Source organism: Pseudomonas sp. AKS31 (genome assembly GCF_023634765.1).
In the GTDB taxonomy this organism is placed as follows: Bacteria; Pseudomonadota; Gammaproteobacteria; order Pseudomonadales; family Pseudomonadaceae; genus Aquipseudomonas.
On the sequence record NZ_JAMLFX010000003.1, the window covers coordinates 663983 to 686230 of the forward strand.

The 22248-nt window shown below is 60.5% G+C and carries 16 protein-coding genes and 1 pseudogene; 10 read left to right on the plus strand and 7 right to left on the minus strand.

The window, feature by feature from the left end; all coding sequences use genetic code 11:
* Window positions 1-3: 3 nt before the first annotated feature.
* The 4 genes from M9827_RS14040 to M9827_RS14055 form a co-directional block, all read right to left on the minus strand.
* Window positions 4-480, minus strand: coding sequence for a thioesterase family protein (locus M9827_RS14040; protein WP_250605867.1), 477 nt, complete (start codon window positions 478-480; stop codon window positions 4-6).
* A 228-nt stretch (window positions 481-708) separates the two neighbouring features.
* Entirely contained in the window at window positions 709-1674 is a 966-nt protein-coding gene (locus tag M9827_RS14045) for an L-carnitine dehydrogenase (protein WP_250605868.1), read from the minus strand.
* Window positions 1675-1805: 131 nt separating this feature from the next.
* The gene (gene cdhC / locus M9827_RS14050; protein ID WP_016983621.1) at window positions 1806-2693 is read right to left on the minus strand and encodes a 3-dehydrocarnitine:acetyl-CoA trimethylamine transferase CdhC; all 888 of its coding nucleotides are present in this window, start codon (window positions 2691-2693) and stop codon (window positions 1806-1808) included.
* Window positions 2694-2799: 106 nt separating this feature from the next.
* Window positions 2800-3744 (minus strand): choline ABC transporter substrate-binding protein, encoded by a 945-nt coding sequence (locus M9827_RS14055; RefSeq protein ID WP_250605869.1) that lies wholly within the window; start codon window positions 3742-3744, stop codon window positions 2800-2802.
* Between the two features lie 207 nt (window positions 3745-3951).
* On the opposite strand from M9827_RS14055, the pseudogene M9827_RS14060 reads away from it, so the two are divergent.
* Window positions 3952-4951: pseudogene (locus M9827_RS14060) on the plus strand (GlxA family transcriptional regulator).
* Between the two features lie 39 nt (window positions 4952-4990).
* Here M9827_RS14060 and M9827_RS14065 read toward each other — a convergent pair.
* From M9827_RS14065 to M9827_RS14075, 3 genes are all read right to left on the minus strand, one after another.
* Entirely contained in the window at window positions 4991-5407 is a 417-nt protein-coding gene (locus M9827_RS14065; RefSeq protein ID WP_250605870.1) for a DUF3010 family protein, read from the minus strand.
* A 29-nt stretch (window positions 5408-5436) separates the two neighbouring features.
* Complete coding sequence (locus M9827_RS14070) at window positions 5437-5760, minus strand: helix-turn-helix domain-containing protein (RefSeq protein WP_093429897.1); 324 nt, start codon at window positions 5758-5760, stop codon at window positions 5437-5439.
* A 101-nt stretch (window positions 5761-5861) separates the two neighbouring features.
* Complete coding sequence (locus M9827_RS14075) at window positions 5862-6263, minus strand: lysozyme inhibitor LprI family protein (protein ID WP_150749962.1); 402 nt, start codon at window positions 6261-6263, stop codon at window positions 5862-5864.
* Between the two features lie 235 nt (window positions 6264-6498).
* Here M9827_RS14075 and M9827_RS14080 point away from each other — a divergent pair, with 235 nt between their 5' ends.
* The 9 genes from M9827_RS14080 (at window position 6499) to M9827_RS14120 (ending at window position 22175) form a co-directional block, all read left to right on the plus strand.
* Complete coding sequence (locus M9827_RS14080; protein WP_027610650.1) at window positions 6499-7476, plus strand: dipeptidase; 978 nt, start codon at window positions 6499-6501, stop codon at window positions 7474-7476.
* 104 nt (window positions 7477-7580) lie between these two features.
* Entirely contained in the window at window positions 7581-8111 is a 531-nt protein-coding gene (locus M9827_RS14085; RefSeq protein ID WP_005792152.1) for a DUF5943 domain-containing protein, read from the plus strand.
* Between the two features lie 15 nt (window positions 8112-8126).
* Complete coding sequence (gene dgcA / locus M9827_RS14090; protein WP_093429899.1) at window positions 8127-10187, plus strand: dimethylglycine demethylation protein DgcA; 2061 nt, start codon at window positions 8127-8129, stop codon at window positions 10185-10187.
* A 153-nt stretch (window positions 10188-10340) separates the two neighbouring features.
* Window positions 10341-12290 carry a dimethylglycine demethylation protein DgcB gene (gene dgcB, locus M9827_RS14095; protein ID WP_250605871.1) on the plus strand — a complete coding sequence of 650 codons (1950 nt, stop codon included), beginning with the start codon at window positions 10341-10343 and terminating at the stop codon, window positions 12288-12290.
* On the plus strand, window positions 12290-13510 hold the full coding sequence (gene etfA, locus M9827_RS14100; protein ID WP_250605872.1) for an electron transfer flavoprotein subunit alpha: 1221 nt from the start codon (window positions 12290-12292) through the stop codon (window positions 13508-13510). The genes dgcB and etfA overlap by 1 nt, the downstream gene beginning before the upstream one ends.
* 9 nt (window positions 13511-13519) lie before the next feature.
* The gene (gene etfB, locus M9827_RS14105; RefSeq protein WP_250605873.1) at window positions 13520-14290 is read left to right on the plus strand and encodes an electron transfer flavoprotein subunit beta; all 771 of its coding nucleotides are present in this window, start codon (window positions 13520-13522) and stop codon (window positions 14288-14290) included.
* Window positions 14291-15419: 1129 nt separating this feature from the next.
* Complete coding sequence (locus tag M9827_RS14110; RefSeq protein ID WP_250605874.1) at window positions 15420-18872, plus strand: GMC oxidoreductase; 3453 nt, start codon at window positions 15420-15422, stop codon at window positions 18870-18872.
* Between the two features lie 164 nt (window positions 18873-19036).
* Complete coding sequence (locus M9827_RS14115; RefSeq protein ID WP_250605875.1) at window positions 19037-20905, plus strand: c-type cytochrome; 1869 nt, start codon at window positions 19037-19039, stop codon at window positions 20903-20905.
* Between the two features lie 25 nt (window positions 20906-20930).
* Window positions 20931-22175: a metallophosphoesterase family protein gene (locus tag M9827_RS14120; RefSeq protein ID WP_250605876.1), complete on the plus strand. Its 1245-nt coding sequence runs from the start codon at window positions 20931-20933 to the stop codon at window positions 22173-22175.
* The last annotated feature ends 73 nt before the right edge of the window (window positions 22176-22248 follow it).

Consider the following 22248-nt stretch of genomic DNA (forward strand, 5'->3'; position numbering starts at 1 on the left):
GGATTACCTGGCGGGTGGCAGCGCGATAACGCGGCCGATGTAAGCGGGAGCGGGCAAGTCTTGCTGCTCGGCGACGATGCTTTGCAGGCAGCTCAAGGTGTCCGCGCTGAACGGTGCCGAGCGTGGGCCGGCGAGGTCGACGTGCAACAGCATCTGTTCGTTGCCGGCCAGTTCCTGTTCCTCACCGACCTTGTGCAGGCTGTGATAGAGGTGCAGGCGTTTACTGTCGTGGGCGATGATTTGCGTGCGCACTTCGACTTCAGTGTCGAGCTTCACTTCGTGCAGGTAGTTGAGGTGCAGTTCCAGGGTGAACAGCGAATTACCGCTGGCTTCGCGGTGGCTGCTGTCCATGCCCAGACGGTCCATCAGGGCGTCGGTGGCGTAGCTGAAAATCAGCAGGTAGAAGGCGTCGCGCAGGTGACCGTTGTAGTCGACCCAGTCGGCGATGATTCTGGTTTGGTAGGTGGTGAGGTGGGGCATGGTTTGGGTTCCGGCAGTTGGCGGGTCGCTAAGATCAAGAGCTACCCCCTCACCCCAGCCCTCTCCCCCAAGGGGGGCGAGGGGGAAAGGGAGCAGATCTTCAAGTCTTTCAAGTCTTGAGTTCGACTCAGTAGTGCAAATCGGCGTGGCTCGCAAAAACACCTCGGTCAGTCCCCTCTCCCCCCGGGAGAGGGCTAGGGTGAGGGCAGCGATGTCATGCCAGACACATCACTCGCTGAACGCCATCCCATGCTTTTCCTTGGTGGTCTTCACCGCCTCAAGCACCGCCAGCAAACAATCATCACGATAGCGTTCCAGCGCCGAAATGCTGTGGCGGCCGAGCTGATCACTGGTGCCATCGACCACGTCATCAATCAACTTGTCAGTCAGTTCCGGTGCCGGCAAGTACGTCCACGGCAACTGCAACGCCGGGCCGAATTGCGACATGAAGTGGCGCATGCCGGCATCACCCCCGGCCAGGGTATACGTCAAGAAGGTGCCCATGAACGACCAGCGCAAACCAGCGCCAAAGCGGATCGCATCGTCGATTTCGCCCGTGGTCGCCACGCCATCGTTGACCAGATGCAACGCCTCGCGCCACAGCGCTTCAAGCAAACGGTCAGCGATGAAACCGGGCACTTCCTTGCGCACGTGCAGCGGACGCATGCCGAGGGATTCGTAGACTTTCATTGCGGCTTGCACAGCCTCGGGCGCGGTGTTCTTCCCGCCCACGACTTCCACCAGCGGCAACAGGTAAACCGGGTTGAACGGATGGCCAACCACGCAACGTTCCGGGTGCGTCGAACTCTCGTAGAACTCGCTCGGCAACAGGCCGGAAGTGCTCGATCCGATCAAGGCATCTGGCTTCGCGGCCGCGCTGATTTTGCTGTGCAGCTCGAGTTTCAGTTCCAGACGTTCCGGGGCGCTTTCCTGAATGAAGTCGGCATCGCGCACGCATTCCTCGATGGTCGCGACAAAACGCAGGCGATCCTGAGAAGCCCCCGGTGCCAGGCCATTTTTCTCCAGCGCGCCCCAGGCATTGGCGACGCGTTTGCGCAGCGCCGCTTCAGCGCCGGGCGCCGGGTCCCAGGCCACCACGTCGAGGCCATGGGCGAGGGCACGCGCGACCCAGCCGCTGCCGATGACACCGCTGCCCAGCGCGGCGAAGGTTTTGATTTCGGTGATAAAGCTCATAGGGATTTTCCCGAGTAAGGTGATCCCTGTAGGAGCTGCCGAAAGCTGCGATCTTTTGATCTTGCTTCTAAAAATCAAAGTCAAAAGATCGCAGCCTTCGGCAGCTCCTACAGGGGGAAATGAGTGCTCGTTTAACCGCGCTGGGTCAGGCCCATTTTCTTGCGACCTTCCGCCGGGGTCAGCACCCGGGCGCCGAGGCGGCTGAGGATTTCGGTGGCGCGTTCGACCAATTGGCCGTTGGTCGCCAGCACGCCTTTGTCCAGCCACAGGTTGTCTTCCAGCCCGACCCGCACGTTGCCGCCGAGCAACACCGCTTGCGCGGCCATCGGCATCTGCATGCGGCCAATGCCAAACCCGGCCCACACCGCATCGGCGGGCAGGTTGTCGACCATGGCTTTCATGGTGGTGGTATCTGCCGGCGCGCCCCACGGGATGCCCAGGCACAGCTGGAACAGCGGGTTATCGAGCAGGCCTTCCTTGATCATCTGCTTGGCGAACCACAGGTGACCGGTGTCGAAAATCTCCAGCTCGGCCTTCACGCCCAGCTCGGTAATACGCTTGGCGCCGGCACGCAGTTGCGCTGGCGTCGAGACATAAATGGTGTCGCCGTCGCCGAAGTTCAGCGTGCCGCAATCGAGGGTGCAGATTTCCGGCAGCAACTCCTCAACGTGGGCGAGACGGGTCAGCGGGCCGACCAGATCGGTGTTCGGGCCGAACTCCATCGGGTTCTCGCCAGCGCCGATCTCCAGGTCGCCGCCCATGCCGGCGGTGAGGTTGACGATGATGTCGACGTCGGCCTCGCGAATGCGCTCCATTACTTCGCGGTACAGCGCCACGTCGCGGCTGAACTTGCCGGTCTGCGGGTCACGCACATGGCAGTGCACCACGGTGGCGCCGGCCTTGGCCGCTTCGACGGCGGCAGCGGCGATCTGTTTCGGAGTGACCGGCACGTGTGGGCTCTTGGCGGTCGTGTCGCCAGCACCGGTGAGTGCGCAGGTGATGATGACGTCGTGGTTCATGGTGCGGTTTCCTTAAGGCGTGATGGGTCTGTCCGCAGCCCTTTTCGGGCTGCGAAGCGTCGGTCAGGCGCCCCTCCCATCTGGGAGAGGGCTTTTCAATCGAGAGTTATTTGCTGGTCAGTTGAAGGTTTTCAGCGGCCGGTTTGCCATCGAACGTGGTCACACCTTCGAGCCAGCGCTGCTTGTCTTCAGGGTGATCCTTGAGCCACTGCCTGGCCGATTCGAAGGCGTCCTTGTGGTCGAGCAGCGGTTGCATCATCCGGCTCTCGTCTTCGGCGGTGAACGTCAGGTTGGTCAACAGACGGCCAATGTTCGGGCACTGCTCGGCGTATTTCGGCGCAGTGACGGTCCACACGGTGGCCATGCCTTCGTTCGGGCCGAGGGCGTCGTCGCTGCCGGTCAGATACGTCATCTGCACGTTGACGTTCATCGGGTGCGGCGCCCAGCCGAAGAACACCACGGCCTCTTTGCGGCGCACGGCGCGGTCGACGGCGGCGAGCATCCCGGCTTCGCTGGACTCGACCAACTGGAATTTGCCGAGGCCGAACTGGTTCTTGGCGATCATCGCTTTGATCTGGGTGTTGGCGCCGGAACCGGGTTCGATGCCGTAGATCTTGCCGCCCAGTTCTTTTTCGAACCTGGCGATGTCGGCGAAGGTTTTCAGGCCTTTGTCCGCCAGGTAAGTCGGCACGGCGAGGGTGGCGCGGGCGTCTTTCAGGCTCGGCGCTTCGAGGACTTTGACCTGATTGGCGTCGACGAACGGCGTAATGGTCTGGGTCATCAGCGGGTTCCAGTAACCGAGGAACAGGTCCAGGCGCTGATCGCGGATCCCGGCGAAGATGATCTGCTGGGACGCGCTGGTTTGTTTGGTGTTGTAGCCGAGGCCGTCGAGCAGGACCTGGGTCATGGCACTGGTGGCGATCACGTCGGTCCAGTTGACCACGCCCATGCGTACGTTTTTGCAGGATGCGGGTTCGGCGGCCATGACGCCGGCGCTGAAGAAAGCGGTACCGCTGAGTGCAAGAACACAGCTGCTGATCAGTCGTTTCATGTCGGGTTCCTCGGCAGGTCGTTTATTGTGGGGCCCGGCGTCTGATGCGCCGGTGATGCCAAGTTACGCAGCTATACGTCCGTGAAAGCGCACTGCGGCGACTGGCATTTGCACTGTAGCGACCTGTGCGCTTGAACGCTGACGACAATCGGCGTATCAACATCCCACGCTCCCCTCCCTCTCGTTACCCGCGAATCGAGTGCGCCCATGTCCCAGGACTTCTACTTTTTGCTGATGCCGGGGTTCTCCGCCATCGGCTTTATTTCTGCGATCGAACCGCTGCGCGTGGCCAACCGCTTTCGTGGCGAGTTGTATCGTTGGCATGTGCTCAGCGCTGACGGCGGGGCGGTGCTGGCGAGCAATGGCATGTCGGTCAACGCCGATGCGGCACTGGAGCCGTTGAAGAAAGGCGCGACGTTGCTGGTGGTGGCCGGGTTTGAACCGCTGAAATTCGCCACGCCAACCCTTGAACACTGGTTGCGGCGGCTGGATAACGAAGGCGTGACTCTCGGCGCCATCGACACCGGCAGCTTTGTCCTCGCTGAAGCGGGCCTGCTTGACGGTCATCGCCTGACCCTGCACTGGGAAGCCATCGACGCATTCAAGGAATCTTATCCACAGCTCAGCGTGACCCAGGAGCTGTTCGAGATCGACCGCCGGCGAATCACCTCGGCCGGCGGCACGGCTTCCATCGATCTAATGCTCGATCTGATCGCTCAGGCCCATGGCCCGCAACTGGCGATTCAGGTCAGCGAGCAGTTTGTGCTGGGGCGCATTCGTCCACGCAAAGACCACCAGCGCATGGAAGTCGCCACGCGTTACGGGATCAACAACAAGAAACTGGTGCAGGTGATTGGCGAGATGGAACAGCACAGCGAACCGCCGCTGACCACGCTGCAACTGGCGGAATCGATCAAGGTGACGCGGCGGCAACTGGAGCGCTTGTTCCGGCTGCACCTGAACGATACGCCGAGCAATTTCTATCTGCGGTTAAGGCTGGAAAAGGCCCGACAGCTGCTGCGCCAGACCGACATGAGCGTGCTTGAAGTGAGCATCGCCTGCGGCTTTGAATCACCGTCGTACTTCACCCGCAGCTACCGGGCACGCTTCGCCCGCTGCCCGCGCGAAGACCGGCGTACTGCCCAGGCCTGAAATCAAAAGATCGCAGCCTTCGGCAGCTCCTACAGGGAAATGCATTCCAATGTAGGAGCTGCCGAAGGCTGCGATCTTTTGATCTTGCTGTTGGTTACTTCTTCACCAACGCCGAACACGCCGCCTTGTACGCCTCATGCTGATACTTGTTCAGTGTCCCCGGCAGCTCGAAATTATGCTTCTTTGCCTGCGCATTGATCGTCTGCGGCGACAACAACGTCACCTCACACCCATCGAGCAACTGAAACACCCCCTCAATTTTGAAAGTGGTCGGCCCGCCGGCAAACTCACCCTTCTTGCTGCGCTTCTTGATCGCAATCCGGTCAACCGAATTCTCCCGCACAAACGACGCCACCTGCGCCGCGAACAGCTTCACGTTGGCCGCTTCGTCATCGTCTTCGAGGGCGATCTTCTTGGTGGCGAGGGGAATGTGGCTCAGGGTCGAACCGTCGAGAGCGGCCACGGCGATGATCGCTTCGCTGCCTTTGATTTCGATGCCGCAGATGTTCATGGGGAATTCCTTGAAGTGAAGAGGGCAGCTTACAGCTCAAGCTGATTGGCGGTGATGCCGAACGCCGACGCAATTTTCTCACGCGTAACCTTGCGAGGCTTGGCGACTGTTTCCTGCTGGGCAAACGCCGGTTGCGAAATACCCATGCGTTTGGCGACTTCTTCCTGAGTCAGGTTGAGGTGTTCGCGCCAGGCACGGATCGGTGTTGCCCCATCGACCATCCGACTGACGACCTCATGGGGAATCAGGTCGGGCTGCATTTTTTGCGCAACGTACTGCGCGTAAGGGATGACGACGAAGGCGGGGTTGCCCTCGGCGTCGTTGATGATTTGGATATCTGTGGGTAACTTCATATTAGGAGAGATATAAGTCTTTTATAAGATTTCAGAATCTTTGCTTATATTTTTCCCAAAGCCAATCAACAAGTTTGACGGCATGTTGCGAGAAGTCAGGATCACTCCTGCCCAATAGACTCCAAAAACTCCGACCGTTCATCACTCATCCGTGCCACGCAGTCATTCTGCGCAATGGTAAAAGCCTTGCTCCCCGCCGTAGCCGGGAATGCCTCAACCGCGCAATCCGCATCCCGCGTCTTCAACCACTGTTGCTGGGCGGTTTTGAGTTTGGCGGTGATATCAGCCAGTTGCGTCGGGTTCTTGCCGTACGCGGTCTGCATGCGTTCGGTCAGGCTGGCGTAGTTGTCCTTGAGCAGGTCTTCGGCAGTAGTGCGGCTGTAGGTCGAGCATTCCAGGGTCTGGACGTCGTTTTCCACCGCGTCGCACGGGTTGTTGTCGGACTCTTCGGCGGCGTGTACGCCGGTTGCCATCAGTGCCAAAGCCAGGAAGATCGATTTCATTGTTGTCGCCGCTCTAATCCAGTGGTGTATCCCAAGATGCGCCAGATTCTGGCTCAAGCTGACGGGCTTGAACAGGTAGCTGATCGGAGCGTCTGGCGACCCTTTGTCGCGGATTGACGCTTTCGGCAATTCCCCTGTCGTTTTTGCACCCGGTCGCCCCTGCACCGAGGCATATGCTGGCCCCAAAGCGCCGGCAGACGATTCGGCGCATGAATCGCCAATAAGGGGACGCCTGATGAGCCCAGCCGAATTACACGCAGACAGCATCGTTATCGACGGTCTGATCATTGCCAAATGGAACCGCGAGCTGTTTGAAGACATGCGCAAGGGCGGTCTGACGGCGGCCAACTGCACTGTGTCGGTGTGGGAAGGCTTTCAGGCGACCGTGAACAATATTGCTGCCAGCCAGAAGCTGATCCGCGAAAACAGCGATCTGGTGATGCCGGTGCGCACCACCGCCGACATCCGCCGCGCCAAAGAGCAAGGCAAGACCGGCATCCTCTTCGGCTTCCAGAATGCCCACGCGTTTGAAGACCAGATCGGCTACGTCGAGGTGTTCAAGCAGCTCGGCGTCGGCATCGTGCAGATGTGCTACAACACCCAGAACCTGGTCGGCACCGGTTGCTACGAGCGTGACGGTGGCCTGTCGGGCTTCGGTCGCGAGATCGTCGCCGAGATGAACCGCGTCGGCGTCATGTGCGACCTGTCCCACGTCGGTTCCAAGACCTCGGAAGAAGTCATCCTCGAATCGAAAAAACCGGTCTGTTATTCCCACTGCCTGCCGTCGGGTCTCAAAGAGCACCCGCGCAACAAGTCTGATGAAGAGCTGAAGTTCATTGCCGACCACGGCGGTTTTGTCGGCGTGACCATGTTCGCGCCGTTCCTCGCCAAGGGTATCGATTCGACCATCGACGACTACGCCGAAGCCATCGAATACACCATGAACATCGTCGGCGAAGACGCCATCGGCATCGGCACCGACTTCACCCAGGGTCACGGTCAGGACTTCTTCGAATACCTGACCCACGACAAGGGCTACGCCCGCCGTCTGACCAGCTTCGGCAAGATCATCAACCCGCTGGGCATCCGCACCGTCGGCGAGTTCCCGAACCTGACCGAAACCCTGCTCAAGCGCGGCCATTCCGAGCGCGTGGTACGCAAGATCATGGGCGAGAACTGGGTCAACGTCCTCAAGGACGTCTGGGGCGAGTAACGCTGACTCAAGACCGCCGCCGATCTGCCCCCTCTCCTGTGGGAGGGCTGGGGTGAGGGCAGCGGTCATCACTGAATCCACTATTTTTCTGGAGTTAAGTTTCCATGGCCAAGATCGCCCCGCAATTGCCAATCGAAGTCGACAGCGAAACCGGTGTCTGGACCTCCGACGCCCTGCCGATGCTGTACGTGCCGCGTCACTTCTTCGTCAACAACCACATGGGCATCGAAGAGGTTCTGGGCGCTGACGCCTACGCCGAGATCCTCTACAAGGCCGGCTACAAATCCGCCTGGCACTGGTGTGAAAAAGAAGCTGAATGCCACGGCCTGGAAGGCGTTGCGGTGTTCGAGCACTACATGAAGCGCCTGTCGCAACGTGGCTGGGGCCTGTTCAAGATCCAGGACATCGACCTCGACAAAGGCACCGCCAGCGTCAAGCTCGAACACTCGGCATTCGTCTATGTGTACGGCAAGGTTGGGCGCAAGGTCGACTACATGTTCACCGGCTGGTTTGCCGGGGCCATGGATCAGATTCTTGAAGCGCGCGGCAGCAAGATTCGCACGGTTGCCGAGCAAGTTTACGGTGGCTCCGAAGAAGGCCACGACGACGGCCTGTTCACCGTCAAGCCGTTGTAAGTCGAGGAACCCGCCATGGCTTTCGAAGCAATGTTCCAGCCGATCCAGATCGGCAAACTGACCATCCGCAACCGCGTGCTCAGCACTGCGCACGCCGAGGTCTACGCGACCGACGGTGGCATGACCACCGACCGCTACGTCAAGTATTACGAAGAGAAAGCCAAGGGCGGCATCGGCCTGGCGATTTGCGGCGGCTCCTCTGTGGTCGCCATCGACAGCCCGCAGGAGTGGTGGAGCTCGGTCAACTTGTCGACCGACCGGATCATTCCGCATTTCCAGAATCTGGCCGACGCCATGCACAAGCATGGCGCCAAGATCATGATTCAGATTACCCACATGGGCCGGCGCTCGCGCTGGGACGGCTTCAACTGGCCGACCCTGATGTCGCCGTCGGGTATCCGTGAGCCGGTGCACCGCGCCACCTGCAAAACCATCGAACCGGAAGAAATCTGGCGGGTGATCGGCAACTACGCCCAGGCCGCGCGCCGGGCCAAGGCCGGTGGCCTCGACGGCGTTGAGCTGTCAGCTGTGCACCAACACATGATCGACCAGTTCTGGAGCCCGCGCGTCAACAAGCGTACCGACGAATGGGGCGGCACCTTCGAAGGCCGGATGAAGTTCGGTCTGGAAGTGTTGAAAGCCGTGCGCGCCGAGGTCGGTGACGACTTCTGCGTGGGCATGCGTCTGTGCGGTGACGAGTTCCACCCGGACGGCTTGTCCCACGAGGACATGAAGCAGATCGCCAAGTATTACGACGACACCGGCATGCTCGATTTCATCGGTGTTGTCGGCTCAGGTTGTGACACTCACAACACCCTGGCCAACGTGATTCCGAACATGAGTTATCCACCGGAGCCGTTCCTGCATCTGGCCGCCGGGATCAAGGAAGTGGTCAAGGTGCCGGTGCTGCACGCACAGAACATCAAGGACCCGAACCAGGCTACGCGCATCCTTGAAGGCGGTTACGTCGACATGGTTGGCATGACCCGCGCGCACATCGCCGACCCGCACCTGATCGCCAAGATCAAGATGGGCCAGATCGACCAGATCAAACAGTGCGTCGGCGCCAACTATTGCATCGACCGTCAGTATCAAGGCCTCGACGTGTTGTGCATCCAGAACGCCGCGACGTCCCGTGAATACATGGGCGTGCCGCACATCATCGAGAAATCCACCGGACCGAAACGCAAGGTTGTGATCGTCGGTGCCGGCCCGGCCGGTATGGAAGCGGCACGCGTGGCCGCCGAACGCGGCCACGATGTGACCCTGTTCGAGAAGAAGGAATTCATCGGCGGCCAGATCACCACCGCATCGAAAGCGCCGCAGCGTGACCAGATCGCCGGCATCACCCGCTGGTTCCAGCTGGAACTGGCGCGGCTGAAAGTCGATCTGCGTCTGGGCACGGCGGCCGATGCCGAGACCATCATGGACTTGCGTCCGGACGTGGTGGTGCTGGCGGTCGGCGGGCATCCGTACCTGGAGCAGAACGAGCACTGGGGCGCCGCCGAAGGACTGGTAGTCAGCAGCTGGGACGTGCTCGACGGCAAGGTTGCGCCGGGCAAGAACGTGCTGGTCTACGACACCATTTGCGAGTTCACCGGGATGTCGGTTGCCGACTTCCTCGCCGACAAGGGCAGCCAGGTCGAGATCGTCACCGACGACATCAAACCGGGTGTGGCCATCGGCGGTACGTCGTTCCCGACCTACTACCGCAGCATGTACCCGAAAGAAGTGATCATGACCGGCGACATGATGCTCGAGAAGGTCTACCGCGAAGGCGACAAACTGGTCGCGGTGCTGGAGAACGAATACACCGGCGCCAAAGAGGAGCGGGTGGTCGATCAGGTGGTGGTGGAAAACGGTGTGCGTCCGGATGAGGAAATCTACTACGCGCTCAAAGAGGGTTCGCGCAACAAGGGTCAGATCGACGTCGAAGCGTTGTTCGCGATCCAGCCACAACCTTCGCTGAGCACCACCGGCGACGGCTACTTGCTGTTCCGCATCGGCGACTGCGTGGCGCAGCGCAACACACACGCCGCCATCTACGACGCCCTGCGGCTCTGCAAGGATTTCTAAGGACTTGCACCAAACCCTGTGGGAGCGAGCCTGCTCGCGAATGCAATCTGTCAGTGAAAGATGAGCTGACTGATTCACCGCTTTCGCGAGCAGGCTCGCTCCCACAGTAAAGCGGATCGTGTTTCTCCAGGTTGTACTGGTGGGAGCTTCACCATGTTGAACACCCTTCTTCCAATCCTGTTGTTCGCAGCCTTGGGCCTTGGTGTCCTTGGCGCGTTGCGGCGGGTAGCGATGTGGCGTCGGGGCCGGGCCTCGAAGGTCGATCTGATCGGCGGCCTGTTCGCCATGCCCAAGCGCTATATGGTCGATTTGCACCATGTCGTGGCGCGGGACAAATACATCGCCAACACCCACGTGGCCACGGCCGGCGGTGCGGTTGCGTCGATTGTGCTGGCGCTGCTGGTGCACGGTTTCGGCCTGCATAACCGCATCCTCGGTTACGCCTTGCTGCTGATGACGGCAGTGATGTTTGTCGGTGCGATTTTCGTTTACCTGCGTCGGCGCAATCCGCCGGCACGGTTGTCGAAAGGCCCGTGGATGCGCCTGCCGAAAAGCCTGCTGGCGTTCTCGGCGTCGTTCTTTCTGCTGACCTTGCCGGTGGCCGGGATTCTTCCGGAGAACTTCGGTGGCTGGCTGCTCGCGGTCATTTTGGGGATCGGTGTGCTGTGGGGTGTGTCGGAACTTTTCTTCGGCATGACCTGGGGCGGGCCGATGAAACACGCCTTTGCCGGTGCGTTGCACCTGGCCTGGCACCGTCGCGCCGAACGCTTTGGCGGCGGCCGTTCCACCGGTTTGAAACCGCTGGATCTGAACGATCCGAACGCGCCACTGGGCGTGGAAAAACCCAAGGACTTCACCTGGAACCAGTTGCTCGGTTTCGACGCCTGCGTGCAGTGCGGCAAGTGCGAAGCCGCGTGCCCGGCGTTCGCTGCCGGTCAGCCGCTGAACCCGAAGAAACTGATTCAGGACATGGTCGTCGGCCTGGCTGGCGGCACCGATGCCAAATTCGCCGGCAGCCCGTATCCCGGCAAACCAGTGGGCGAACACAGCGGCAATCCGCATCAACCGATCGTCAACGGTCTGGTCGATGCCGAAACCCTGTGGTCATGCACCACTTGCCGCGCCTGCGTCGAGGAATGCCCGATGATGATCGAGCACGTCGACGCCATCGTCGACATGCGCCGGCACCTCACTCTGGAAAAAGGCGCGACGCCGAACAAGGGCGCTGAAGTCCTGGAAAACCTCATCGCTACCGACAACCCCGGCGGTTTCGCCCCGGGCGGGCGGATGAACTGGGCGGCAGACCTGAACCTCACTCTGCTCAGCGAGAAGAAATCCACCGACGTGCTGTTCTGGGTTGGCGACGGCGCTTTCGACATGCGCAACCAGCGCACCCTGCGCGCGTTCGTGAAAGTGCTTAAAGCGGCGAAAATCGACTTTGCTGTGCTCGGTCTTGAAGAGCGAGACAGCGGCGATGTCGCACGGCGTCTCGGCGATGAAGCGACCTTCCAGTTGCTCGCCAAACGCAACATCCAGACCCTGGCCAAATACAGCTTCAACCGCATCGTCACCTGCGATCCGCATAGCTTCCATGTGCTGAAAAACGAGTACGGCGCGTTCGATGGCAACTATCTGGTGCAGCACCACAGCACCTACATGGCGGAAATCATTCAGGCCGGCGCGCTCAACCTCGGGCAGCACAAAGGCAACAGCGTGACCTATCACGATCCGTGCTACCTCGGCCGCTACAACGGCGAGTACGAAGCGCCGCGTGAAGTACTGCGTGCGCTCGGTATCGAAGTCAAAGAGATGCAACGTTCCGGCTTCCGCTCGCGCTGCTGCGGCGGCGGTGGTGGGGCGCCAATCACTGACATTCCGGGCAAGCAGCGGATTCCTGATATGCGCATGGAAGACATCCGCGAGACCGGCGCCGAACTGGTGGCCGTGGGTTGTCCACAGTGCACGGCGATGCTCGAAGGCGTGGTCGAACCGCGTCCGCTGATCAAGGACATCGCCGAACTGGTGGCCGACGCACTGCTCGAAGACGCCGCACCGAACAAGCCTGCCACCCCGGCCAAACGTGAACCTGCGGAGGCCCACTGATGAGCGACATTATCCGCCGCGACCCGCGCGCCGAATGGATTGCCCGTAATCGCCTGCACCCGCTGCACGCGGCGATGCAACCGGCGCAACACAGCTGGATGGGGCCTAACGGCGTCATTCGCAAGAATCTGCATGGGATCGGTTTCATCGGCCCCAACGGCATCAAGCGTATCGACCGCAGCGGCGCGCAACAGGGCGGGGCGGTCAAACGCTCGGCGACGGTTGAGGTGCAACTGCCGCTGCATCAGGTGCCGGCCCCGGCTTTCTATATCAGCGTAGTGCCGGACATGGTTGGCGGTCGCTTGAGCAGCCACGATCGTGACTTGCTTGGCCTCGCTCATCAGCTCGCCGGTAATGACGGCGCAGTGTTGGCGGTGGTCTTTGGCGAGCATAAGGAAAACGCCTTCGCGACCGCAGGCGTGGATCGCTTGCTGGTGCTGGAAGGCGAACAGTTCAGCGGTTATGCACCGGAGCAGCGAGTGCAAGGTCTGCGCGCTGTGGATAACCAGTTCAATCCGCGCCACTGGCTGCTGCCTGACAGTCGCAGTGGTGGCGGTGAACTCGGTCGGCGCTTTGCCGCGGCACTGGGCGAGCGCCCGGCGACGCGGGTCTGGCAGGTCAAGGATCAGGAGTGCATCGGCCGCGCTGGCGCTGGGCTGCAAGACCTTGCCCGTCCCGTCGCACGGTTGATTCTGGCCGCGGCAGAATGCGCCGAGCCGGTCAGTGAAACCCGTCACGAAGCATTGCCGGTGGAGTTATCCACAAGTGTCGCGCGCAGCCTTTCGCGGATCGAAGATCTCGGCGCTGTTGCGGTCGACCCGGCGGCGATTCCAATGGCCGAAGCCGAATTCATCTTCTCCGGCGGTAACGGCGTCAAGGATTGGGCGTTGTTCCACGAAACGGCGGCGGCACTCGGTGCTACCGAAGGCGCGTCGCGGGTGGCGGTGGACGATGGCTTCATGGCCCGTGATCGTCAGGTCGGTGCGTCCGGCACCTGGGTTACCGCGCGGGTGTATGTGGCTGTGGGTATCTCCGGAGCGATCCAGCACCTGCAAGGCATCGGTGCCTGCGACAAGGTCGTGGCGATCAACCTTGATCCAGGTTGCGACATGATCAAACGTGCCGATCTCTCGGTGATTGGCGAGAGCGCAGAGATTCTGCAAGCGTTGATCGAAGCGGTCGCGGCTTACCGCAACGAAGCCAAGCGCGATGCGGCTTAAGGAAACGCTATGAACACGAAAGTTATCAGTCTGGTTTCCATCGGCGCTCACCCGACTTCCGGGCGGCCACGCCGTGCTGATCAGGATGCGCGCGCCGTGGAACTCGGTTTGCAACTGGCTGGGGATAACCTGCAAGTGCTGCATGCCGGGGATGTCGCGGAGCCGGCATTGCGCGCCTATTTGGGTATGGGTCTTGAGCAGATGCATGTGCTGGAGCAACCGGCTGGTGCCGATGCGCTGCCGGCGTTGACCGAGTATCTGCGTGATGCCGGTGCGCAAGTGGTGTTGACCGGCAGCCAGGCGGAAACCGGGGAGGGTTCGGGGATGTTGCCGTTCCTGCTGGCGGAAGGTCTTGGCTGGCCATTGGTGGTCGGACTGGCGCAGGTCGAGTCGATCAACGACGGCTCGGCGCTGGTGCTGCAAGCGTTGCCGCGCGGGCAGCGGCGACGGTTGAAAGTGAAACTGCCGTTTCTGGCGACTGTGGATAACGCTGCGCCGAAGCCACGGCAAAGCGCCTACGGGCCGGCGCGACGCGGGGTCTTGCAGGCTGAAGACATCGAAGTTGTCGACGACGAACTCCTGGCGGTCGCCACCCTGCAACCGGCCAAACCACGGCCGAAACGCCTGAAAGTGATCAAGGCCAAAAGCGGGGCAGACCGGATGAAGGCCGCGACGGCCAAGGCAAGTGGGGGCGGGGGGCAGGTGCTCAAGGGTGTTACTGCACAGGCTGGCGCTGAAGCGATTCTCAAGTTGCTGATTGAAGAAGGTGTGGTTCGCTGAAAAGCCCCCCACCCTAGCCCTCTCCCAGAGGGAGAGGGGACCGACCGAGTGGTATTGGCTAATTACATCGACCTGCGATTGCGCGGTGACCTTGGTCTGGCCAAGCCTGAGATCACAATGTTCGTTCAGGTCGGTGGAGTTTGAACAGGCGATGCGGTCGGCTCCCTCTCCCTTTGGGAGAGGGCTGGGGTGAGGGGGAGTGTTTACCCACAATCCCTGTTGGCGGATCTGTGGATAACGTGTTCGCCCCTCTCTGCACCCCACGTCAATCAAGCCCTACAGCTCTCCGATCAAAAAACAACCAGCCTAAGTTACGGATTTTCTGAGCTTTTTATCTTGGATAACTGAATAAGTTGCCCCCAATCTCTGTTGGCGCTTCTGTGGATAAGATGTTCGCTTTCCGCTGAAGCCCATACAAAACGTGGCTTTCGAAGGGGTGATCAAAAAACAGTCAATTCGTCAGTTTCCGCACTTAATTCCCGCGCAAGCCTCGATTTCACACAGCCTCCAACGCTTTTCCACAGACAAGACAAAGTTACCCCCGATCTCTGTTGGCGCTTCTGTGGATAACGTGTTTGTCATCCGCTACAGGCTATGAAAACCGTGGCTTACAGAGATATGATCAAAAAACAACCAATGCGTCCAGCAAACTGTCTTTCTGGATAAGTCACGATTTTTCTTCACAAATCAGCGAGTTATTTTTCCAGTCATCCACAGTTACCCCCATTTGCTGTGGGTGGCTATGTGGATAACTTGTTTGCCAAACCCTACAGGCCCCGTCCGGCATAGTCCAAACGGCAATTGATCACATTTCATACAGTTCTAAGGCGTTGCCTTGACTTCGATTCCTGCGCTGTCTTCACTGCAATGGCACAAGGACAGCCGTCAGTTATCCACATCAGGTTCTGGGAGAACGCATGATGGATAGTCAGCCGCACCGCCCCCCGCCCTCGCCACGCAAGCGCACGCTCCGGCGCGCCGCCAATCAGCACGCTCGCCTGTAGCGCGCCACACCCGTCAGACCGCTGTGCTGTCGCCGGACTTGATCCGGTGGCCAGGTGCCCGTTCGTTCATTGATTGCAGGCAACCGCAGAGTTGCCCCCATCTGCCTGATTAGAGGAACCACCTCATGACACGGATCGCAACGCCCATCAGCGAGATCAAGGAACACTACGATGTGATCGTTATCGGTTCAGGCTACGGCGGCGGCATTGCTGCCTCGCGCCTGTCCCGTGCCGGCAAACGTGTGTGCCTGCTCGAACGCGGTCGGGAAATCCAGCCCGGCGAATATCCCAACACCATGATCGCCGCCACCGAGGAACTGCAGGTGCATGACCCGGACGGCCATATCGGCTCACGCACCGGGCTGTTCGATTTGCATGTGAATGCCCAGCAGAACGTCGTGGTCGGTTGCGGCCTCGGTGGCACGTCGCTGATCAATGCCAACGTTGCCCTGGAGCCGGAGCCCGGCGTATTCGACGATCCGCGCTGGCCGCAAGCGGTGCGCGAACACCGCGACACGCTGCTCAAGGACGGTTATGCCCGCGCCCGGGAAATGCTCAAACCCAATCCCTACCCGAGCACTGCACCCAACCTGCCGAAACTCGACGCCAACAAGAAATCCGCGGATTACCTCAAGCAAGGCGCGCATTTCTACAAGCCGCCGATCAACGTGACCTTCGACAAACTGCCAAACAACCTCAACCATGTCGGCGTCGAGCAACTGCCGTGCAACCAGTGCGGCGACTGCGTGTCGGGCTGTAACAACAAGGCCAAGAACACCACGCTGATGAACTACCTGCCAGACGCCTGGAACCACGGCGCGGAGATTTTCTGCCAGGCCGAAGTGCGGCACCTGGAGCGCGACGGTGAAGGCTGGATCGTGCACTTCCAGTACCTGGACAGCGGTCGCGAGAAGTTTTCCGCGCCTACCTTGTTTGTGAAGGCCGACATCGTCGTGGTCTCCGCCGGCACCCTCGGCTCCACGGAAATTCTTCTGCGCACGCGTGACAAAGGCGTGGTGATGTCCGGCCAGCTCGGTGAGAACATGAGCGGCAACGGCGACATCCTCGGCTTCGGCCACAACTGCGAGCAGACCATCAACGGCATCGGTTTCGGTGCGCACCCGGCCAAGGAACTGCACCCGGTCGGCCCGTGCATCACTTCGGTCATCGACATGCGTACCGAAGGTGACTGGCGCAGCCGTATGGTCATTGAAGAAGGCTCGATCCCCGGCGCCCTCGGCCGGCCGATGGTGCCGGCCATGGCCGGGTTTGCCGAGATGATCGGAGTGGCCACGGATGACAGCTTCAGCGGCAAGGTCAAATACAAGGCGCGTGAAGCGGAAAGCTTTCTGCGCGGCCCGTATTACGGCGCACTGCACAACATGCAGACCTACCTGATCATGAGCCACGACAGTGGCCAGGGGCGGATGGTCCTCGATAACAAGGATCAGCTGCGGATCGATTGGCCGGGCGTTGGCGAGCAGGAGAACTTCAAACTCGGCAACGAACGTTTGCAGCAGAGCACCAAGGCGCTGGGCGGGGTCTGGGTGGAAAACCCGATATGGACCAAGCTGCTCAAGCACAGCATCGTCTCGGTGCACCCTTTGGGCGGTTGCGTGATGGGCGAAGACGCGGCGCAGGGCGTGGTCAATCACAAGGGCCAGGTGTTCAGCGGCGCCAGTGGCACCGATGTTTACGCCAATCTCTACGTGACCGATGGCGCGGTGATTCCGACGTCGCTGGCGGTTAATCCACTGCTGACCATCTCGGCTGTGAGTGAGCGCAACATGGGCCTGCTCGCCGCCGACCGTGGCTGGCAGATCGACTACACGCTGCCTTCGGCGCCGCGCAAACAGGTGGCACCGCCAACCCTCGGCGTGCAGTTCACCGAAACCATGAAAGGCTATTTCTCCCGGGCTTTCACCGCGGCGCAGAGCACCGATCTGAAAGTCTATGAAGCGGCGGCCAAACGCGGCGAGGCGGACAACTCGCCGATCGACTTCACCCTGACCATCACCGCCAACGACCTTAACCGGATGATCAAGGAGCCGGAACACGCAGCAACCATTGTCGGCACGGTGATTGCTCCGGCACTGTCGCCACAACCGCTGACCGCCAGCAATGGCGTGTTCAACCTGTTCGAGCAATTCGAGCAACAGGTCGATACGCGCCACATGAAATACGACATGAAACTGACCGCCGAGGACGGTAACGACTATTTCTTCAGCGCCTTCAAAACCGTGCCGGAAGACAACGGCGTGCTGAATATCTGGCACGACACCAGCACGCTGTACGTGACGCTGTATCGCGGGCCGGACAAGTCGGGCGAGGTGATCGGCTCCGGGGTGATGCACATTCATCCGACCGATTTCGCCAAACAGATGACCACCATGAAAGTGCTCAATGCGCGCAACGAACGCGAGCGCATTGAAGGCCTGGCGCGTTTCGGCAAGTTCTTCGCCGGGATCCTCTGGGAGAGTTACGGCGGGGTGTTTGCCGGGGATATCTACTTCAATCCCGACGCGCCGCCCCGGTTGAAACGGCCCTTGGATGCGCCAACCCCGGCAGTGCATTTCTTCCCTACCGAGGATGGCGTCGAACTGCGCCTGACCCGTTACCAGGCCGGCAGCAAAGGCCCGGTGATGCTGGTGCATGGTCTGGGCGTGGGCTCGAATATCTTTTCCACCGACACGATTCAGACCAACCTGTTGGAGTACCTGTGCAAGCACGATTACGACGTCTGGCTGCTTGATTTTCGCGTGAGCATTCTGCTGCCGGCGAGCAAGAAGGAGTGGAACGGCGACCAGATCGCCCGATACGACTTCAAGGCGGCCATCGCGCAGATTCAGCAGGAAACCAACGCCCGCGATGTGCAGTGCGTGGTGCATTGCTACGGCGCAACGACCTTCTTTATGTCGCTGCTCGCCGGATTGCAGGGCGTGCGTTCGGTGGTCTGCTCGCAGATTGCCGCTGACACCGTGGTCGCCACTGCCACAGGGTTGAAGGCCGGATTGCACCTGCCGGGCATGCTCGATGCGATCGGCATCAAGTCGATGACCGCTTACGCCGACAGCAAGGAAAACTGGTTCAACAAACTTTACGACAAGGCCCTCAACGGCTACGCGCGGATCGAGGCGCAGGGTTATTGCACCAACCCGGTGTGCCACCGCATCACCTTCATGTATGCGTCGCTGTATCGCCACGACACCCTCAACGAAACCCTGCACGACAACCTGCACGAGCTGTTCGGCGAGTCGAACATCGAGACTTTCGAGCACCTGGCGCTGATCGTGCGCAAAGGGCACCTGGTGGACTTCAAAGGCAACGATGTGTACATGCCGCACTTTGATCGGCTGACCATGCCGATCTGCTTTATCAGCGGCGCCGACAACCAGTGTTACCTGCCGGAAAGCACCCTCAAGACTTACCAGCGTTTGTGCGAAGTCAACGGGCCGGAGCGCTACAGCCGGCAGGTGGTGCCGGGCTACGGCCATATCGACTGCATGTTCGGCAAGAATGCGGTGGTCGATGTGTATCCGATCATCCTTGAACACCTGGAGAAAACTGCCCTCGGCTGACTGCAGACCGAGTCGAACGCTTCGCGAGCAGGCTCGCTCCCACAGGGTTTTGTGCCAGTCACAAAACCAGTGGGCATCCCCAATCCAATGTGGGAGCGAGCCTGCTCGCGAAAGCGGTGCATCTGGCACAACACCTCTCAGGTCTGCACAAGGAAATGGATGATATGGACAGCTACATCCGCTGGTTTCAACGCTTCATCTGGCTAGGCATTGCAATGAACATGGTGTTCGCCATCCCCGCGCTGTTCGCGCCGGGGTTGCTGACATCGGTGGTCGGCCTGCCGCCGCAACTCTCCGATCCGTGGCTGGAAAACGCCGGGATGCTGCTGGTCGGCATCAGCGTGTTTTACATGCCGTCTGGCTTCAACGCGCCGCGCTACGTGGTGCATTCCTGGCTTTGCGTGCTGACGCGGTTGATCGCCGTGATCTTCTGGATCTACCTGATCAACACCAGCACCCAGGGTTCGGTGTTCGTGCCGATGCTGATGGGCGATCTGAGCTTCTTTCTGATCCTCGGCATTTTGCTCTACCTCGGCACCACGCCAGAGAACCGGCCATGGGCGTTGCTCGGCGATGGCTGGCGCGAGTGGCGTGCGGCGTGGCAGCGGCAATGGCAGAGTCACGCGTTCAAGGTCGGCACGCTGGTTGTCGTCGCGGTGCTGGGTTTTATCGGTTACCAAACCTGGTATCAGATGCTGCGGGTGGTGCCGGAGCAGGAATACGCCTCCGACGAAGACCACTACAAATACGCCGCCATTGGCCTCGGCATCGAAGCGCGCATCCCGTATTACCTGTTCGCCGTGTTGCCGCAGATGTGCCCGGAGAAAATGCCCAAACCCGGTGGCTGGGAGGTTTTCGGTTTCCTCTTTGAAAACGGCAAGGACCTGCCGATCGGCATGGCCAAGCGGCAGATCGGCTACCCGACGGTAGAGCCGAACTGCGCGCTGTGCCACACCGGTTCCTACCGGGCCAATGCCAGCGACGTCGCCGTCAATGTGCCGAGCGCGCCGGCCAACACCCTGCAACTGCAAGCCTTCCAGTGGTTCGCCTACGATTGCGCCAGTGATCCGAAATTCACCACCGACGCGGTGATGGCGGCGATCAACAGCAAATTTCAGTTGGGCTTCTTCGAGAAGCTGTACAACCGCTACCTGATCATGCCGATGGCGAAAACCGCTTTGCTCAAGCAGAAGCAGGCTTACGCCTGGCAGAAGCTGCGCCCGCAACAGGGCCCGGGCCGCACCGACACCTTCAACCCGACGAAAATGGTGGTGTTCGGCTTCCCGGATGACTCGACGATCGGCACCGTCGACCTGCCGCAAGTGTGGAACCAGAAACCACGCGAATCGATGTACCTGCACTGGGACGGCAATAACAACAAGATCCACGAACGCAACTACGCCGCCGCGATGGCCGTGGGCGCGACGCCGGAATCGGTGCTGCCGCCGAGCTTCAACCGCGTGACCAACTGGCTGCTCGGGCACAAGGCGCCGGCGTGGCCGTGGGCGCTGGATCAGGCGAAAGTCGCCCAGGGCAAACCGATCTGGGAAGCCAATTGCGCCGCTTGTCACGACTTCGGACGTGCCGACACCGGGCAAGTGACCACCAACATCGATCAACTGGGCACCGATCCACATCGGCTGGACTCGTTTACCACCGGTCTGGTGAACGCATTCCACACCTTCAAGAAACCGCCGTTCGATTTCGGCGCGTATCGCAAGACCCAGAGCTACAGCAACACGCCCACCGACGGCGTCTGGCTGCGCGCGCCGTACCTGCACAACGGTTCGGTGCCGACCCTGTGGGACTTGCTGCAACCGTCGGAAAAACGTCCGCAGGTGTTCATCACCGGTTCCGACATTTACGACCCGGTCAACGTCGGTTTCGTCACCAGCGGCGCCCAGGCCAAAGCCTCGGCGGACTTCAAATACGACACGCGCCTGGAGGGCAATCACAACAGCGGTCACCTGTACGGCACGAGCCTGTCGGACGACGACAAGCGTGCATTGATCGAATTCATGAAAACCCTGTGAACCCTTACGGAGAGAGGATTACGCCATGTCACTGGTCAGTCATTGGGAACACGAATACGACAAGGTCAAACTGCGCATTCACGGCTTGTTCACGCGTATGGAAATGGCCTGGATGAAGCTCATCAGCGAGCTGGAGCCGCAGGAGTTTCAGGCCATCATCAAGTTGCTGCAGCGTGGGCATGATCAGGCGCATTACGTGCTGAAGAACGGCGAGTTGCCGGACGACGAACCGAGCGTACCCTGGGAGTTGTCCCACGGTTTGTCGATCCTGCGCATCGGTAACGCCGCGCCGTTGCCGCAGTCCACCGATCAACTGGCGACCCGGGTACTCAAAGACGGCAGCCTGCTTGGCTGTCGTAAGTGGGAACTGCTGGATCTGCTGTGGAGCGAGGCGCTGTTGAAGTGGATCGAGAACCTGCGCCATCACGCGACGTTCGGCACGGACCCGGCGGTGGTGCAAATGGAGCGCGACGTGACCCTGGCGATTGCCGGCGACTGGGGCACCGGGCCGTTCGACAGTCATGCGCCGGCGGTGTCGGTGGCCAATCAGATGCAACTGGCCCAGGCCGATTTCACCATTCACTTGGGCGATGTGTATTACGCCGGCAGTCACTCCCAGGAAGACGTCGACATGGCCGGTTGGCCGCTGGGCACACACGGCTCGTTCACCCTCAATTCGAACCACGAGATGTACAGCGGTGCCCACGGTTATTTCAAGGAGCTGGCCAAGCGTTTTCCCGGGCAGCAGGGCACCAGTTACTTCGCCTTGATCAACGATGACTGGCTGGTGGTCGGACTCGATTCCGCGTACGCGTCCGATGCGATGAACCTGTACATGGACGGCACCTTGAACGAGCCGCAGATCCAGTGGATGAAAGGCCTGCCGAAACGCAAAAAGCTCATGGTGCTCAGCCATCACCAGGGCTTCGATATTTCCGGGCACAACAAGACTGCGCTCTATCAACCGGTGTGCGATGCACTGGGGCGCGAGCCGGATTACTGGTATTGGGGGCATCTGCACAACGGCATTGTTTATGCGCAGCAGGGCGGTTTGCATGCGCGTTGCGCCGGGCACGGGGCGATTCCCTATGGCAATGCCAGCGAACTGAACGGGCATTCACGGGTGTTGTGGTCGGAGACCCAGGATGCCAATGACCCGGCATATCCGCTGCGGGTGTTGAACGGCTACGCGAAGATCCGGTTGGTGGGGGAGGAGATATTTGAGGAGTTTATTGGGGAGGACGGATCGGTGAGGTGGTCATCGAAGTGATGCGGTGAGTGTTCTGACGCTATCGCTGGCAAGCCAGCTCCCACAGGTTTTGCGGTGTACACGGAATCTGTGA